Consider the following 15727-nt stretch of genomic DNA (forward strand, 5'->3'; position numbering starts at 1 on the left):
CTCGCCATCTCACGCCGGGGACGCCTGGTCACGGGCCCCCGGCGGAGCGGCCGGGCTCAGGCGGTGACGGGCTGCGCGGCCTCGTCGGCCGGGGCGCGGCAGCCGTCCCACAGGGCCGTGAGCGCGGTGGCGGACAGCACGCCGACCCCGGCCGCGATGCACTTCTCGTCCACGTCGAAGGTGCCCTGGTGGATGTCGACCGTGCTGGTGTCGCCGGGGGTGCGCACGCCGAGCCGGGCGTAGGCGCCGGGGACCGACTCCAGGTACCAGCCGAAGTCCTCGCCGCCGAGGGACTGCGGGGTGGGGACGGCCGCGTCCGGGCCGAGCACCCGGCCGGCGGCGTCGCGGAGCATCTGGACGCTGGTCGCCTCGTTGATGGTCGGGGGGACGCCGCGCACGTAGTTCATCTCGGCCTCGACGCCGTAGGCGATGGCCACCGAGTCGAGCAGCGACTTGAACAGGTCGGGGGCCTCGTGCCACGCCTGCTCGTCCAGGCAGCGGATCGTGCCCTCGGCCACGCCGTCGTCGGGGATGGCGTTGGCCACCGAGCCCGCCTGGACGCGTCCCCACACCAGCGACAGCGACGAGCGCGGGTCCACGCGCCTGCTGAGCGCGGCGGGGAGCTCGGTGACGATCTTGGCGAGGGCGAAGACGAGGTCGGCGGTGAGGTGGGGGCGCGCGGTGTGGCCGCCGGGGCCGGCGACGCGGACGGCGACCTTGTCGCAGGCGCCGGTGATCGGGCCGACGCGCAGGCCGAGCCGGCCGACCTCGAGCCGGGGGTCGCAGTGCAGGCCGAAGATGCGGTCGACGCCGTTGATGCCCCCGGCCTCCAGCACGCGCAGCGCGCCGCCGGGCATGACCTCCTCGGCGGGCTGGAAGATCAGGCGCACCCGGCCGGGCAGCAGGCCGGCCCGTGCCTGCCTGGCCAGGAACAGGCCGGTGCCGAGCACGATGGCGGTGTGGACGTCGTGACCGCAGGCGTGGCAGACGCCGTTGACGGTCGAGCGGTAGGGGACGTCCTTCTCGTCCGGCAGGGGAAGCGCGTCGATGTCGGCGCGCAGGGCGACGGTGGGGCCGTCGCCGTTGCCGATGTCGCAGATCAGGCCCGTGCCGCGGGGCAGGGGAACCGGGTCGAGCCCGGCCTCGGTGAGCCGGGCGGCGATGCGCCCGGTGGTGCGGTGCTCGACGAACCCGAGTTCGGGGTGCGCGTGGAGGTCGCGCCGGAAATCGATGAGAGGGCGCTCGTGCACCCTCAGGAAAGCGTCGAGTTCCCCCCGTAGATCATGTGCCGGCATGGCCGATCGCCCCGTTCGACGTCCTCAGATTGGTGGTGACGAAGCGGTCCTCTTTGAGCTCGGCGATCGTGGCGTCCACGATGTCGTCGAGAGAGCCGCCTCCGGTGAATATCGCGCGCTGGCGCTCGCAGGAGTTCCCCGTTTCCAGCACGTCCGACACGACGGCGAGTTCGTCGGCGCAGCCGAGCCGCTCGGACATGGGGGCCAGCTCGCGGGTGAGCTCGTACAGCATGTCGCGCACGGGCGCGGTGGTCCCGTTGTCGTCGGTGATCACGGTGGCGTCCAGGCCGTAGCGCGTGGCACGCCACTTGTTGTCGCGCACGACCCAGGGAGCGGGGTGGGGCAGGCGGTACCCTCGGTCGAGCTGCTGATCGAACTGCTGGATCAGACACTGCGACAACGCCGTCACCATCCCGACCTCTCTGAGGGTCGGTATGCCGTCGAACATTCGTATCTCAATCGTGCCGAAGTCGGGATGTGGCCGGATATCCCACCACACCTCTTTAATGCTTTTTATGGTCCCCGCTCGTTTGAGCGTGTCCATGTACTCCTCGAACTCGGCCCAGTCCGCAAGCATCTGCGGCGGCCCTGCGGTCGGCAGCGCGCCGAATACTATGGCCCGGCTGGAGGCGAGCCCGGTGTCCTGGCCGCCCCAGTACGGGCTGGAGGCCGTCAGTGCGAGGAAATGCGGCAGGTAGGCCGCGAGCGCGTTGACGATGGGGATGACTTTATCCCTTTCCCGCACCCCGACGTGCACATGTACGCCAAATGTTTGGATCCTCCACGCCAGCCACTGCATCTCTTCGACGAGTTCGGTGTAGCGCTGGACGGGCGCGTACACCGCGTCGCGCCAGTCACTGATGGCGTGGGTGCCGGTGCAGGCGAGCGCCATGCCGCGCGGCTCGACGACCTCCCGGAGCCGGTCGATCGTACGCCGCAGGTCCTCGACGGCCTCCGACGCGGTGTGGCAGACGTCCGTGATCACCTCGAGCTGGGACTGCATCAGCTCGTGCATGACCTTGGGACGCGCGGTCTCGCTCAGCTCGGGAACGGCTTCGAGAACTTTGAGCGCGTCCTGGCGCAGGTGCCGGGTTCGCGTGTCGACAAGCTGGAGCTCCCATTCGACGCCCAGTGTCGGACCGCGCGAGGGGTTGAACTCGATTGTCACCGCACGCCTCCAAGGCCATGGTCCCAGGCCGAGTTTCCGCCAGACGACGTAATCGGCCAACCCGTAGGGTCACCCCAGCACTCCGTCACTTACGCCCCTCCACCTGACCACCGAAGCGGAGATCGTTCGCAAGCATGCACGGTCAACCGCAAAACGGTCGTTCAAGGTCTCTGCCCGCACAGGGCGGCTTATATGCCGCGTTCCCGTCCGGCGGCCCGCCAGGCACGCCAGCCGAGAACCGCGAGCACGACGGCCAGGAGCACATTGACGCCGATGAGGACGCCGTGCACCACATAGAAGCCCGTGGGGTGGCCGTCCGCGAGGTTGAAGCCGAGGTTGATCCACTCGACGACCATGAATGCGGCAAGGACCAGGAGGAACGCGGCGACGCGTCGGGTCATCTTCACCTCCTTCATCCTACCGCCGACGGTTCCTGACCAGCACCTTCGCGATCTTTGTCGTGTCTTGCCCCGCAGGAAATCCGACAAAGCTACGCTGATTTCCCTATGGGGATGAAGCACGTAGCAGTAGCCACTGCGCTCATCGGGGGACTGGCGTTCGTCACCCCCGGTCAGGCCGGCGCGGCGTCGGGCACGCGGGCGTCCGACGACGGCGCGCCCGTCGGCGGCGCGCTGCTCGGACAGCGCGGTGTGATCGTCGGCGCGGGGGCCAAGCCGCCGCCGAAGAGCGAGGCCGCCTCGTTCGTCGTCGCCGACGCCGACACCGGCGAGGTGCTCGCGGCCAAGGACCCGCACGGCCGCCACGCGCCCGCCAGCACCCTGAAGATCCTCACGGCCGTCACCCTCATCCCCCGGCTGAACAAGAACAAGCTCGTCAAGCCCAGCGCCGACGCGTGCAACGTCGAGGGCAGCGCCGTCGGGCTCACCCAGCACAAGATCTACAAGGTCCACGACCTGCTGCGCGCGCTCATGATGGTCTCCGGCAACGACGCGGCCGTGGCGCTGGCCGAGGCCAACGGCGGCCTCCCGCGCACGCTGGCCGACATGAACGCCGAGGCCAAGCGGCTGCAGGCGCTCGACACCGTGGCCAAGACCCCGAACGGGCTCGACGCGCCCGGCCAGAGCAGCTCGGCCTACGACCTGGCGCTGATCGCCCGCGCGGGCCTGGGCGGCGCCGACTTCCGCGAGTACGTGGGCACCAAGATCGCCAAGTTTCCCGCCCCGGCGGGCAAGTACTACGAGATCGCCAACCACAACAGGCTGCTCGGCCGCTACCCCGGCATGATCGGCGTCAAGAACGGCTATACGACCAAGGCCCTCGGCAGCTTCGTCGGAGCCGCCCGCCGCGACGGCCACACGATCATCGTCGCGGTCATGCGCCACGAGGGCTCGTTCTGGGGCGAGGTGCAGGAACTGCTCGACTGGGGCTTCGCGGCGCGCGGGCGCGTCCAGCCCGTCGGCACGCTCGTCGCGCCGGTCCCGGAGCCCAAGCCCACCAAGCCCGTCGGCGGCCCCGCCAAGGTCGGGCCCGCGCCGGGCAAGCCGGTCGAGGTCGCGCACGACTCGCCGCTGGTGGGCATCGGGGCCGGGGTGGTCGCGGTCGCGCTGCTCGGCGGCGCGGCCTGGGTGGTGTACGGCGTGCGCCGCCGCGCGCGGGCGAACGCGATCCCCGGGGACGCGCCCTGACCCTTCACTCGTACCCGCTCGCCGGGGCCGGGGTGGGTTCCGGCGGCGGCGCGCCGTCGGAGGTGGCGGTCCACGCCGCGACGTACAGCGACAGGCGGGCGGCCAGGTTGATCCAGATCAGCAGGCCGACGACCACGGCGAACGCGCCGTAGATCGGGTTGGCCAGCGTGCGGGCCAGCAGAAGCGTGGCGACCTGCTTGAGCGCCTCGAACCCGATCGCGCCGATCAGCGCGCCCGCGAGGATGGCCCGCAACGGCCTGCGTATCCTGGCCAGCCAGCGCAGGATCACCAGGAACACCAGCACGTCGCCGCCGATGCCGATGAGCACGCCCGCCGTGCGGACCAGCGCCGCCGCCACGATCGACTCGCGCGCGCCGAACCACCCGAGGATCGTCCCGGTCGCCTGGACGGCGAACCCGCTCACCGCCACCGACAGCACCAGCGTGAGGCCGATCAGCACCAGCGCCACCAGGTCGCGGAGCCGGGCGACGAACCAGTTCATCGGCGGCTCGCAGCTCACGCACACCTCGTGCAGCGCCTCGCGCAGCGCGTCCACCGCGCCGATGCCCGCGTACGCCAGGCCCAGCAGGCCGATCAGCCCGGCGCCCGCGCGGGCCTCGGCCAGCCGCCTGACCTCCAGCCGCCCGGCCAGTCCCGGGAGCTGCTGGTTGATCGCGGCCTCCAGGGTCTTCAGCGCGTCGGGGTTGACCACCAGGAAGTAGCCGAAGACGGCGAAGGCCAGCGCCATGAGCGGGAAGAACGACAGGAACGCGAAGTAGGTCACCGCGCCCGCGAGCCGGTCGCCCCTGACGCTCTGGTAGCGGTGGACGGTGCGGATCAGATGGTCCAGCCACGGCCAGCGGACACGGGAGCGCGCGGTGACGCCCCTGCCCCACGCCTTTACGGCGTCCACGCGCCGCAGCAGCGCGGCCCACACGCGTCCCATCCTCGCCATCTACCCACCAGGCGTACGGTATGCGGACAGCGGCGGTCATCGGACGGGGAAGAATCCCGTCCGGACCAGGGCGTGGCGGCCGGTGGGCTCAGCGCCGGGGCAGGAACCCGAGGCGGTCGCGGACGACCTCCATGGTCTCGCGGGCGACCGCCGAGGCGCGGCGGGCGCCGACGTCGAGCATGCGGTCCAGCTCGGCCTCGTCGGCGAGCAGCTTCTCGGTGCGCTCGCGGATCGGCGCGAAGGCGTCCGTGATGACCTGGGCCACCTCCTTCTTGAAGGTGCCGTAGCCCTCGCCCGCGTACCGGGCCTCCAGGTCGGGGACCGGGGTGCCGGTCAGGGCGGACTGGATGCGCAGCAGGTTGGTGACGCCCGGCTTGTTCTCCGGGTCGGCGACGACCTCGGAGCCGGTGTCGGTGACCGCGCGCATGATCTTCTTGCGGAGCGACCCCGGCTCGTCCAGCACGTCCAGGATGCCCTGCGGGCTGGAGGACGACTTGGACATCTTCGCCGAAGGGTCCTGGAGGTCGGCGATGCGCTCGACCTCCTGGAGGATGTAGGGCTCCGGCACGGTGAAGGTGGGCCCGTAGCGGGTGTTGAAGCGGCGGGCCAGCTCGCGGGTCAGCTCGATGTGCTGCTTCTGGTCGGCGCCCACGGGGACCTGGTCGGCCTGGTAGAGCAGGATGTCGGCCGCCTGCAGGATGGGGTAGGTGAACAGGCCGACCCCGGCGGAGTTCTCGCCCGAGCGGGCCGCCTTGTCCTTGAACTGGGTCATGCGCGCGGCCTCGCCCATGCCGGTGTTGCAGCTCAGCACCCAGGTCAGCTCGCTGTGCTCGCGGACGTGGCTCTGCACGAACAACGTGCTGCGCTCGGGGTCGATGCCGACGGCGAAGAGCTGGGCGGCCGAGACGCGGGTGCGCCGCCGCAGCTCGGCGGGCGTGGGGCCGACGGTGATCGCGTGCAGGTCGGCGATGAACCAGAACGCCTCGTGCGTCTCCTGCATGCCGACCCACTGGCGCACGGCGCCGAGCAGGTTGCCGAGGTGGAAGGAGTCGGCGGTGGGCTGGATTCCGGAGAGCACGCGAGGTGTGGCCATAGAACATAATTGTGGCAGCCGCCGGCGGTGGTCCGCGAATCCGTCACCCTTCCTGTGGGGGCGCGGGCTCGGGCGGCAGGGGCCGTCTGATCACCCGCACCCGGGCGACCCTGCGGCCGTCCATCTCGGTGACCACGAGCGCGTACCCCGGGCCCTCGACCCGCTCCCCCGCCTCGGGCAGGTGGCCGAGCGCCGCCATGACGTGGCCGCCGAGCGTCTCGTACGGCCCCGCCTGGAGCCGGATCCCGGTCTCGGCCGCGAAGTCGTCCAGGTTGGTCAGGCCCTCGATCTCCATCTCGCCGGCCACGAGCCGCACGGCGTGCCCGTCGTCGTCGTACTCGTCGCGGATGTCGCCGATGAGCTGTTCGACCAGGTCCTCCATGGTGACGATGCCCGCCGTGCCGCCGTACTCGTCCATGACGATGGCCAGGTGCTGCCCATCGTCGCGCATCTCGGTCAGCGTGGCGATGACCCGCTTGCTGGCGGGCAGGAGCTTGACGGGCCTGATGGGCACCAGCTCGCTGATCGGCTCGATGCGGCCGGTCAGCACCGGGTCCAGCAGATCGCGCACGTGGATGAAGCCCACGATGTCGTCGTAGGAGTCGCGGTAGACGGGGAAGCGGGAGTGCGGCATGGCGGCGGCCAGGATCGCCGCCTCCGCCAGCGGCGTGTCCGCGGCCATGAACTCGACCTCGGTGCGGGGCAGCATGACCTCGCGCAGGTGGCGCTTGCCCGCGGTGAACACCTCGGCGATCAGGTCGCGCTCGTCCTGGGTGAGGTCGTGGTGGGCGACGACCATGTCGCGCAGTTCCTCGGTGGTCATCGCGGCGCGGTCGGCCTCGGGGTTGCCGCCGAGCAGCCGCACGATGCCGTCCGTGGACTTCGACAGCACCCAGATGACCGGCCGCGACAGCGCGGCGAGCCGGTCCAGCAGGGGCGCGACCAGCAGCGACAGGCCCTCGGCGCGCTGGCGGGCCAGGCGCTTCGGGGCCAGCTCGCCGAGCACGAGCGTGACGTAGGAGATCGCCAGGGTGACCAGGACCAGCGACACCGGGCGGGCGACGCCCGAGGGCATCCACGACAGGGCGGCGATGACCGGTTCGAGCTGCCCGGCGAGGGTGTCGGCGCCGACGGCGGCGGACAGCGCGGTGGCGACGGTCACGCCGATCTGGACGGCCGACAGGAAACGGTTCGGATCGCGGGCCAGCTTGGCGACGCGCGCGCCGCGCCGCCCTCCGTCGGCGAGTCTGCGAACCTGGCTCTCACGCAGCGAGACCATGGCCATCTCGGCCGCGGCGAAGAACCCGCCGATCAGCACGAAGAGCAGGACAAGGAGGATGTTAGCCGCGACGTTGTGCACGTCGATCGCAGTCCGTTCGCACGAGGCCCAAGTCGATGATCTGGTCAGCGTACCCGCTGAACGCCGTGCCGCCGGTGTTCAGAGCCGCGTAAGCTGGGCAAAGAGCATACAATTTTCAACATCACCCAACATTTTCCAACGAAAGGGACCAGTCGCGTGAAGCTGCTCGTCACCGGGGGCGCGGGCTACATCGGAAGCGCCGTGGCCGCACAGCTCGTCGAGGCGGGGCACGAGGTCACCGTCCTGGACGACCTCTCCACCGGCCACGCAGACGCCGTCCCGTCCGGGGCCGCCTTCGTCGAGGCGCCGCTCACCGAGGCCGGCAAGGTCCTGTCCCCTTCGTTCGACGGCGTGCTCCACTTCGCCGCGCGGTCACTGGTCGGCGAGTCGGTGGAGAAGCCGGGCCTGTACTGGTCCGCCAACCTCGGCGGCGCGCTCGCCCTGCTCGACGCCATGCGCGAGTCGGGCGTGCCGCGCATCGTCTTCTCCTCCACCGCCGCCACCTACGGCGAGCCGGAGGCCACGCCCATCCCCGAGACCGCGCCCACCCGGCCGACCAACCCCTACGGCGCCTCCAAGCTCGCCGTGGACACGGCGCTGACGGCGTACGCGGGCCTGCACGACCTCGGGGCCGTCAGCCTGCGCTACTTCAACGTGGCGGGCGCCCACACCGCCGCCGACGGGCGCGTGTACGCCGAGCGGCACGCCGTCGAGACCCACCTCATCCCGAACGTCCTGGCCGTCGCGCTCGGCCGGCGCGAGTCGGTGAACGTCTTCGGCGCCGACTACCCGACCCCCGACGGCACCTGCGTCCGCGACTACATCCACATCACCGACCTGGCCCGCGCGCACCTGCTGGCCCTGGACGCCTGCCGTCCCGGCACGCACGCCGTCTACAACCTCGGCAGCGGCACCGGGTTCTCGGTGCGCGAGGTCCTCGACGTCTGCCGCGAGGTGACCGGGCATCCGATCCCGGCGGTGCTCGCCGAGCGCCGGCCCGGCGACCCCGCGGTGCTGGTGGCCTCCTCCGAGCTGATCCGGCGCGAGCTCGGCTGGACGGCCGAGCACGCGGACCTGCGCGAGATCGTCGCCGACGCCTGGTCCGCCCTGCGCTGACGGCCCTGCGCGGGCTCGGCGAGCGCCCGGAGACCGTGCCGGTCGGCCGCCCGGCCGGCACGGGTTGCGAATGTGAATCACTCTCCGCGAACCTGACATTCCGGTGCGCGATCTGTGATGGGGTTCCCCCGTGATGCCCGCAGGACGTCGTCTCCCCCCGCTCGCCATCAAGGCCGGCGCCGCGGCCCTGATCCTGGTGTGCGCGGGGCTGGCCGCCGCGGGCGCGGTGTTCGCCACCACGCGGCCGTCCGGCCCGGCGGCCCGCCCCTCCTGCACGGGCTCCCCCGCCCGGTACGGCGACTACAAGAGATACGGCAAGCCCGGCCGGATCCCCCAGGGCCGGCCGCCCTCGGACCGGCCTCCCGGCCACCCGCCCGCCGGCCAGGTCCCCCCGGGCTACCCATCCCCCGAATACCCGCCGTCCGGATACTCCCCCGAATACCCGCCGCCCGGATACCGGCCCCCGCCCGGGTACCCACCGCCGGGGTACCCACCGCCTCCGCCGCCGGGGTACCCGCCGCCATGGCCGCCGCCCGGTTATCCGCCGCCTCCGGGGTACGGCCCGTCCCCGGCGCCGTCCACGGCCCGCCCGCCGTCCACGTCGGCCGGCTACCCGACGCCCGCTCCCCCGACCTAGCCGCGCGGCCCGGGCCGCTCCCGACCTGCCGGGCGGGTCAGCCCCGGCCGGGTGAGACCCGCATGCGGGCCCGGTTGTTGCCGGGCCGCCGGTCGCCGAGCCTGGCCGAGTACACCGTCGCCGCGACCTCGCCCGCGCCGTCGCGGGGCACCTGGAAGACCAGGCTGAGCGTGCCGCCCGCCCCCGAGCCGATCGGGCGCAGCGCGCAGCCGACCTTCCCGTGCCGGGCCGAGCACCGGCCGCCCTTGGCCGACAGGAACCGCGCGCCGTGCTCGGTGAAGTACACCCGCGCGTCCGGCACGCGCCGCGGGCCCTTGTTCCGCACGGCGGCCCGCACCGTGAAGCGCCCGCCCGGCCGCGCCGTGTGGCGGGCCGGGGACAGCCGGACGGCGAGGTCCGCGCCCTCGTCCACCCGCGTGGTGGCCTCCGCGCGGTTGTCGGCCTCGTTCTCGTCCACGACCTCGGACGACAGCACGGCCGAGGCGCGCAGCGGTCCCTTCGCCCCGGTGCGGACGACCCCGAGGATCGTGACCGCGCCGGACCCGCCGGCCCGGATGTCCACCGGGGAGGGACACACCACCTCGTTGCGCGAGCGCCCGGAACGGCAGCTCGCGACGTTCACGGCGGTGATCTCCACCTCGTCCGGCACCCGGATCGTGAGCACGGGCAGCACCGCGTCCCCGGGCCCGGCGTTGCGCACCCTGACCTCGTACGACAGCCACTGCCCCGGCTGGGCGACCCTCGGCGCGGCGGTCAGCCGTACGGACAGGTCGGCCCCTCCCCAGCCGCCGGACGCCCGGGCGGCGTTCGCCACCACCGGGGCGCCGGTGACGAGGAACAGGACGAGACCGGCGGCGATTCCCGTCGAGAACAAACCCATTGCTGTGCGCCCCCCAAGCTTCGCGATCAATTCAAGCCCCGGGACGCACGGCCCGCCCGCCCGACACGCGGGCTCCGGCGCAGGTCAATCCCACGGATGGGCAAAACCTGCGTGCGAGGGTCACTCGGCGAGGACCGCCGCGGGGACGTCCCGCCGGACCCGCGGGAGCGTGCGGTCGGGCAGGAACACCAGCGCCAGCATCGCGACCACGGCGCCCACGGCCGCGAGCCAGGGGATGACCGTGGCCGCGGCGGCCGCGTGCGCGTCCACCAGGCTCGCGTGCCCGGCCGCCCGGTCGTGGACGACCGTGGTGTAGACGGTCCCGGCGACGGCCAGGGCCACCGACCCGCCGATCTGCCGGAAGAAGGTGAGGTTCGCGCTGGCCGTCCCGATGTGCTGGGGCGGCACGGAGGTCTGGACGGCGACGGTGAGCCCCGAGAGCATGGGGCCGACGCCGAGGCCGATCAGCGCCATCCAGGCCGTCAGCGCCCAGAACGGCGTCTGCGCCGTGAGCCCCGCGCACAGCAGCGCCCCGGCCACGCCGAACAGCGGCGCGCCGAGCACCCATGGCTTGTAGCGCAGGGTCCTGGTGATGAGCACGCCGGTCAGGACGCTGCCGGCGAGCATGGCGAGCATGAGCGGGTAGATGTGCAGGCCGGAGGAGGTCGCGCTCTGGCCCTGCGCCTGCTGGAAGTAGCGGGACAGGAAGACGACCCCGGCGTACAGGCAGGCCGCGCTGCAGAACGACGCGACGTTGACGACCGTGTAGGTGCGGTCGCGGAACAGCTCCAGCGGGATGATCGGCTGGGTGGCCCGCCGCTCGACCAGGACGAACGCCACGAGCAGCACCGCCGAGGCGATCAGCGGGAGCACCACCGCGGGGCTGGTCCAGGTGTGGCCGTCCAGGCCGTGCTCGGTCAGGCCGATGAGCAGGGAGCTGATCGCGGCGGTGAACACGGCGATGCCCAGGTAGTCCGGACGCGAGCCTCCGGTGCCGGGCACCCGGGGCAGGCGCCGCACGATGACCGCCAGCAGGACCGCCCCGATGGGGAGGTTCACGAAGAACGCCCACCGCCAGCTCGTGTGATCGGTGAAGAGGCCGCCGAGCAGCGGCCCGGCGACGTAGCTGGCCGCCATGATGCCGCCGAGCGCGCCCTGCACCTTGCCGCTCTTCTCGGGCGGGAACAGGTCGGCGACCAGCGCGAGCGACAGCGGCAGCAGCGCGCCCGCGCCCAGCCCCTGCACGCCGCGGAAGGCGATGAGCTGGGTCATGTCCTGGGCGGCGCCGCTCAGCGCCGATCCGGCCAGGAACACCGTGACGCCGACGAGCAGCAGCGGCTTGCGGCCGTACACGTCCGAGAGCCTGCCGTACAGGGGGACGGTGACGGTCGAGGTGAGCAGGTAGGCGGTGACCACCCAGGTGTAGAGCCCGTTCTCGCCGCCCAGCTCGGCGGTGATGCGCGGGAGCGCGGTGCCGACGATCGTCTGGTCGAGCATCGCCAGGAACATCCCGCCGAGCACGGCGGCGAGCAGCGGACCCGTCCCCTTTCCGCCCGGCGGCGCCCACGTGGGCCTCGCCGGCACGCCGGGCGGCGCGGCGGCCGTGGAGCCGTTCATCGTCATGTCACGCTCCCTCTTCACATGTCAGGGTAAACACGTAGAAGATGACATGTCTGTAGTGACATGTCAATGCGAAGATAGGATGCCGTCATGTCCCTGCGGATCGCGCTTCTCGGCCTGCTCAGCACCTCCGGCCCCGGCAGCGGCTACGACCTGGCCAAGGCGTTCGAGAGGTCGATCAACTACGTCTGGCACGCCGGGCACAGCCAGATCTATCCGGAGCTGGCCAAGATGGCCGCAGACGGCCTCGTCACGGTCGAGGCGCAGGGCACGCGCGGGCGCAAGACGTACGCGATCACCGACCAGGGCTCGGAGGAACTGCACCGCTGGCTCACCGGACACCGGCCCGCGCCGCCCGTGCGCAGCGAGGGCGCGCTGCTGGCGTTCCTGCTCCCGCTCCTGGACCCGGCCGAGGCGATCGGCGTGCTGAGCACCCTGGAGGCGGAGATGACCGCGCGGCTCCACGAGCTGGAGCAGCTCCGCGCCCTCAAGCGGTCGGCCCAGGTCCCGCCGCGAGGCGGCCTCTACGCCCTGGACTTCGGCATCAGGAGCGCCCGCACGGGCCTGGAGTGGATCCGCGCCACCGCCGACGACATCGCCGCCCGGGCCACCCCCGGCGACGCGGGCGCCTGAGCCCGCGCGCGCCCGTCAGTCGCAGCTCACCGGCACGGGCATCTGGGTCTCCGGCGTGAAGTGGACCTTCGAGAAGTACTTCTCGAGCAGCGACCTCACCGTGCCGTCCTGGTACATGCGGTTGATGGCCCCCCGCACCGCCTTGCACGTCCGGGTGTCGCCCCGCTTGATCGCCACCGCGTACCGCTCGTCGGAGAGCTTGGCGCCCATGACGCGGTACCGGATGTTCTCGCGGTCGGCGAACCCGGCGAGCAGCAGGTCGTCGCCGGGGACGGCGTCCACGGTCCCCTGCCGCAGCATGTTCATGCAGTCGGTGTAGTTGTCCGCGGCCACCAGCCGCACCTTGACGACGTCCTGCACCATGCCGATCGAGACGTTCGTCCCCGGCGCGCACAAATTGTGCCCCTTGAGATCCTGGATCTTGGTGAACGGGTCGCCGTCGCGGACCAGGACGTCCACGTGCGCGGTGTAGTACGGGCCGGCGAACGTCACCCGCTCGTCGTCGTTGATCGAGTAGGTCGCGATCACGAGGTCGGCCTCGCCGGAGTTCAGCATGGACACCCGCTCGTTGACGCCGGACTCGGCGAACGTCACGCCGCTCGCCGGCACCCCGAGCTGTCCGGCGATGTAGGCGCCGAGCTCGACCTCGAAGCCGCGCCAGCTGTCCCCCGAGCCGAGCGCGATGCCCGGCAGCATGTTGCGCATGGCGATCGTCAGCTTGTGCGTCTTCGCCGCCTTGTCCACGACGGAGGTGAACCGGGGCGGCTGCGGCACCCTGGCCGAGGAGGTCTCGGTGGGCTCCGGGAGCGACCGGCCCCTCAGCTCGGCCCAGAGGTCGGGCGCGAACCGCCGCACGGCCATGACGCCCCCGCCCGCGAGCACGGCGACCGCGAGCACGGCGGCGATCCACCTGCCGGGGCCGGACCTCCGGGCGGGGACCGGGTTGTCCGCCACCCCGGCGGCGGCCCCGCCGCCGTCCCTGGCCGTCGTCCTTCGCCCCCACACCCCGCTCCGCGGGCGCGTGACCGTCTCGCGGGCGGCCAGTTCGGCGCCCTGGCTGAGCACGGCCGTGGACGCCCCGGCCTCCTCGTGCCGGCCGAGCAGCCGCAGCAGGATGTGGTCGGCGGTCGGGCGTTCCACCGGCTTCTTGTTCAGGCAGGCGCGGACCACGCCGCGCAGCGGCTCGGGGAGTCCGCCGACCTCGACCTCGTCGTTGAGCACGCGGTTCAGCACCACCGCGATGGAGTTCCCTCCGAAGGGCACCTCGCCGGTGGCGGCGAACGCGACCGTCGCGCCCCAGGCGAAGACGTCGGCGGGCGGGCCCACCTCGCCGCCCGAGATCTGCTCGGGCGCCATGTAGGCGGGCGTGCCGACGGCCCTGCTGGTGATGGTGCCCGTCGAGTCCAGGATGCGGGCGATGCCGAAGTCGACCACCCGGGGCCCGTCGGCGGCCATGAGCACGTTGTCGGGCTTGAAGTCGCGGTGGACGATGCCCGCGTGGTGGATCGCCGTGAGCGCGGTGGCCGTGCCGACCGCCAGCCGCTCCAGCGTGCTGCCCGACAGCGGGCCCGAGGTCTCGACGGTCTCGCGCAGCGACCTGCCGTCGATGTACTCGCTGGCGATGTACGGTGTGTCGCCGTCGAGGTCGGCGGCCAGCACCCGGGCCGTGCAGAACGAGGCCACCCGCTCGGCGGCCTTCAGCTCGCGGGCGAAGCGCGACCTCGCGGTGCGGTCGCCGCTGAACTTGACGTGCAGCAGCTTGACCGCGGCGCGCTCCCCCGCGTCGTCCTGCCCGAGGTAGACGACCCCCTGCCCGCCTTCCCCGATGCGCCCGGTGAGTTCGAAAGGGCCCAGCCGCCGGGGGTCTCCCCGTTCGAGCGGCCCGAGTTCCGGCATTCCCCGTCCCCGTGTTCCCGTCAAGTGTCGACCATGAGAACTTTACGACTTGTTGGCGTCTTTACACGGAGACGAGACCACGCCGTGACCTGCCGTGTCGTTTCCGCCGACACGCGGAGCCGCCGGGGGTCTCGGACGCGAAACGGCCCCTGCCCGGCGGGAAACCGCGGGCAGGGGCCGATCGTGACTAGCCCGCCATCTTCTTCTTCAGGTTCTCGTCCAGGGCGGCGAGGAAGTCCTGGGTGGTGAGCCACTTGGCGTCGCCGCCGACGAGCAGGGCGAGGTCCTTGGTCATCTGGCCGCTCTCGACGGTCTCGACGCAGACCTGCTCCAGGGTCTCGGCGAACGCGGTCACCTCGGGCTGGGAGTCCAGCTTGCCCCGGTGGGCGAGGCCGCGGGTCCAGGCGAAGATCGAGGCGATCGGGTTGGTGGAGGTGGGGTTCCCCTTCTGGTGCTCGCGGTAGTGGCGCGTGACCGTGCCGTGCGCGGCCTCGGCCTCGACCGTGCGGCCGTCGGGGGACATGAGGACGGAGGTCATCAGGCCGAGCGAGCCGAAGCCCTGGGCGACGGTGTCGGACTGCACGTCGCCGTCGTAGTTCTTGCACGCCCAGACGTAGCCGCCCTCCCACTTGAGCGCGGCGGCGACCATGTCGTCGATGAGCCGGTGCTCGTAGGTGAGGCCGGCGGCCTCGAAGTCGGCCTTGAACTCGGTCTCGTAGACCTCGGCGAAGATGTCCTTGAAGCGGCCGTCGTAGGCCTTGAGGATGGTGTTCTTCGTCGACAGGTAGACCGGGTAGTTGCGGGCCAGGCCGTACCGCATGGAGGCGCGCGCGAAGTCGCGGATCGACTCGTCCAGGTTGTACATCGCCAGCGCGACGCCCGAGCCGGGGAAGTCGTAGACGTCGAGCTCGATCGGCTCCGAGCCGTCCTTGGGGGTGAAGGTCAGCGTGAGCGTGCCCTCGCCGGGGATCTTGAGGTCGGTGGCGCGGTACTGGTCGCCGAAGGCGTGACGGCCGACCACGATCGGCTTGGTCCAGGTCGGCACGAGCCGCGGCACGTTCCTGATGATGATCGGCTCGCGGAAGATGACGCCGCCGAGGATGTTACGGATCGTCCCGTTCGGAGAACGCCACATCTTCTTCAGCCCGAACTCCTCGACGCGGGCCTCGTCCGGCGTGATCGTGGCGCATTTCACCCCCACCCCGTACTGCTTGATCGCGTTGGCCGCGTCGACCGTCACCTGGTCGTCGGTCGCGTCACGGTGCTCGATCCCCAGGTCGTAGTACTTGAGGTCGACGTCGAGGTAGGGCAGGATCAGCTGGTCCTTGATGAACTGCCAGATGATCCGGGTCATCTCGTCGCCGTCGAGTTCGACGACGGGACCCGCTACCTTGATCTTGGGCATGCTTGGGGTTCCCCTTCTCAACA

Annotated in this window: 14 protein-coding genes; 4 read left to right on the top strand and 10 right to left on the bottom strand. The window is 71.8% G+C overall.

The genetic code is table 11. The annotated features are described in order from the left end of the window. Positions 1-56: 56 nt before the first annotated feature. The 3 genes from BJ981_RS02500 to BJ981_RS02510 all read right to left on the bottom strand — a co-directional run bounded on the left by BJ981_RS02500 (position 57) and on the right by BJ981_RS02510 (position 2864). Positions 57-1295, bottom strand: a complete 1239-nt coding sequence (locus BJ981_RS02500; protein WP_184608111.1) for an amidohydrolase — start codon at positions 1293-1295, stop codon at positions 57-59. After that, the gene (locus BJ981_RS02505; protein ID WP_184608112.1) at positions 1282-2463 is read right to left on the bottom strand and encodes a glutamate--cysteine ligase; all 1182 of its coding nucleotides are present in this window, start codon (positions 2461-2463) and stop codon (positions 1282-1284) included. The genes BJ981_RS02500 and BJ981_RS02505 overlap by 14 nt, the downstream gene beginning before the upstream one ends. Positions 2464-2651: 188 nt before the next feature. After that, positions 2652-2864, bottom strand: a complete 213-nt coding sequence (locus BJ981_RS02510) for an SCO4848 family membrane protein (RefSeq protein WP_239139705.1) — start codon at positions 2862-2864, stop codon at positions 2652-2654. Positions 2865-2975: 111 nt separating this feature from the next. Between BJ981_RS02510 and BJ981_RS02515 the strand changes: the two genes are divergently transcribed. Next, positions 2976-4109: a D-alanyl-D-alanine carboxypeptidase family protein gene (locus tag BJ981_RS02515; RefSeq protein ID WP_184608114.1), complete on the top strand. Its 1134-nt coding sequence runs from the start codon at positions 2976-2978 to the stop codon at positions 4107-4109. 4 nt (positions 4110-4113) lie between these two features. Here BJ981_RS02515 and BJ981_RS02520 read toward each other — a convergent pair whose 3' ends face one another. From BJ981_RS02520 to BJ981_RS02530, 3 genes are all read right to left on the bottom strand, one after another. After that, positions 4114-5055 carry a YihY/virulence factor BrkB family protein gene (locus tag BJ981_RS02520; protein ID WP_184608115.1) on the bottom strand — a complete coding sequence of 314 codons (942 nt, stop codon included), beginning with the start codon at positions 5053-5055 and terminating at the stop codon, positions 4114-4116. 97 nt (positions 5056-5152) lie between these two features. Next, a complete protein-coding gene (gene trpS / locus BJ981_RS02525; RefSeq protein WP_184608116.1) occupies positions 5153-6157 on the bottom strand; it encodes a tryptophan--tRNA ligase in 1005 nt (334 codons plus the stop codon). Between the two features lie 43 nt (positions 6158-6200). Further along, the gene (locus BJ981_RS02530; RefSeq protein WP_184608117.1) at positions 6201-7517 is read right to left on the bottom strand and encodes a hemolysin family protein; all 1317 of its coding nucleotides are present in this window, start codon (positions 7515-7517) and stop codon (positions 6201-6203) included. A gap of 156 nt (positions 7518-7673) precedes the next feature. Here BJ981_RS02530 and galE point away from each other — a divergent pair, with 156 nt between their 5' ends. Both galE and BJ981_RS37385 read left to right on the top strand, forming a co-directional pair. Then, complete coding sequence (gene galE, locus BJ981_RS02535; protein ID WP_184608118.1) at positions 7674-8633, top strand: UDP-glucose 4-epimerase GalE; 960 nt, start codon at positions 7674-7676, stop codon at positions 8631-8633. Positions 8634-8766: 133 nt separating this feature from the next. Next, positions 8767-9270 carry a hypothetical protein gene (locus tag BJ981_RS37385; protein ID WP_204070685.1) on the top strand — a complete coding sequence of 168 codons (504 nt, stop codon included), beginning with the start codon at positions 8767-8769 and terminating at the stop codon, positions 9268-9270. 37 nt (positions 9271-9307) lie between these two features. Here BJ981_RS37385 and BJ981_RS02545 read toward each other — a convergent pair whose 3' ends face one another. Together BJ981_RS02545 and BJ981_RS02550 are read right to left on the bottom strand one after the other, a co-directional pair. Continuing rightward, on the bottom strand, positions 9308-10144 hold the full coding sequence (locus tag BJ981_RS02545; RefSeq protein ID WP_184608119.1) for a DUF11 domain-containing protein: 837 nt from the start codon (positions 10142-10144) through the stop codon (positions 9308-9310). A 126-nt stretch (positions 10145-10270) separates the two neighbouring features. Beyond that, complete coding sequence (locus BJ981_RS02550; RefSeq protein WP_239139703.1) at positions 10271-11773, bottom strand: MDR family MFS transporter; 1503 nt, start codon at positions 11771-11773, stop codon at positions 10271-10273. A gap of 87 nt (positions 11774-11860) precedes the next feature. Here BJ981_RS02550 and BJ981_RS02555 point away from each other — a divergent pair, with 87 nt between their 5' ends. Then, positions 11861-12403 carry a PadR family transcriptional regulator gene (locus BJ981_RS02555; protein WP_184608120.1) on the top strand — a complete coding sequence of 181 codons (543 nt, stop codon included), beginning with the start codon at positions 11861-11863 and terminating at the stop codon, positions 12401-12403. A 15-nt stretch (positions 12404-12418) separates the two neighbouring features. Here BJ981_RS02555 and BJ981_RS02560 read toward each other — a convergent pair whose 3' ends face one another. Next, a complete protein-coding gene (locus BJ981_RS02560; protein WP_184608121.1) occupies positions 12419-14299 on the bottom strand; it encodes a serine/threonine-protein kinase in 1881 nt (626 codons plus the stop codon). Between the two features lie 187 nt (positions 14300-14486). Then, the gene (locus BJ981_RS02565) at positions 14487-15704 is read right to left on the bottom strand and encodes an NADP-dependent isocitrate dehydrogenase (RefSeq protein WP_184608122.1); all 1218 of its coding nucleotides are present in this window, start codon (positions 15702-15704) and stop codon (positions 14487-14489) included. Positions 15705-15727: the final 23 nt, after the last annotated feature.

It is taken from the genome of Sphaerisporangium krabiense, assembly GCF_014200435.1.
GTDB classification, from domain to species: Bacteria; Actinomycetota; Actinomycetes; order Streptosporangiales; family Streptosporangiaceae; genus Sphaerisporangium; species Sphaerisporangium krabiense.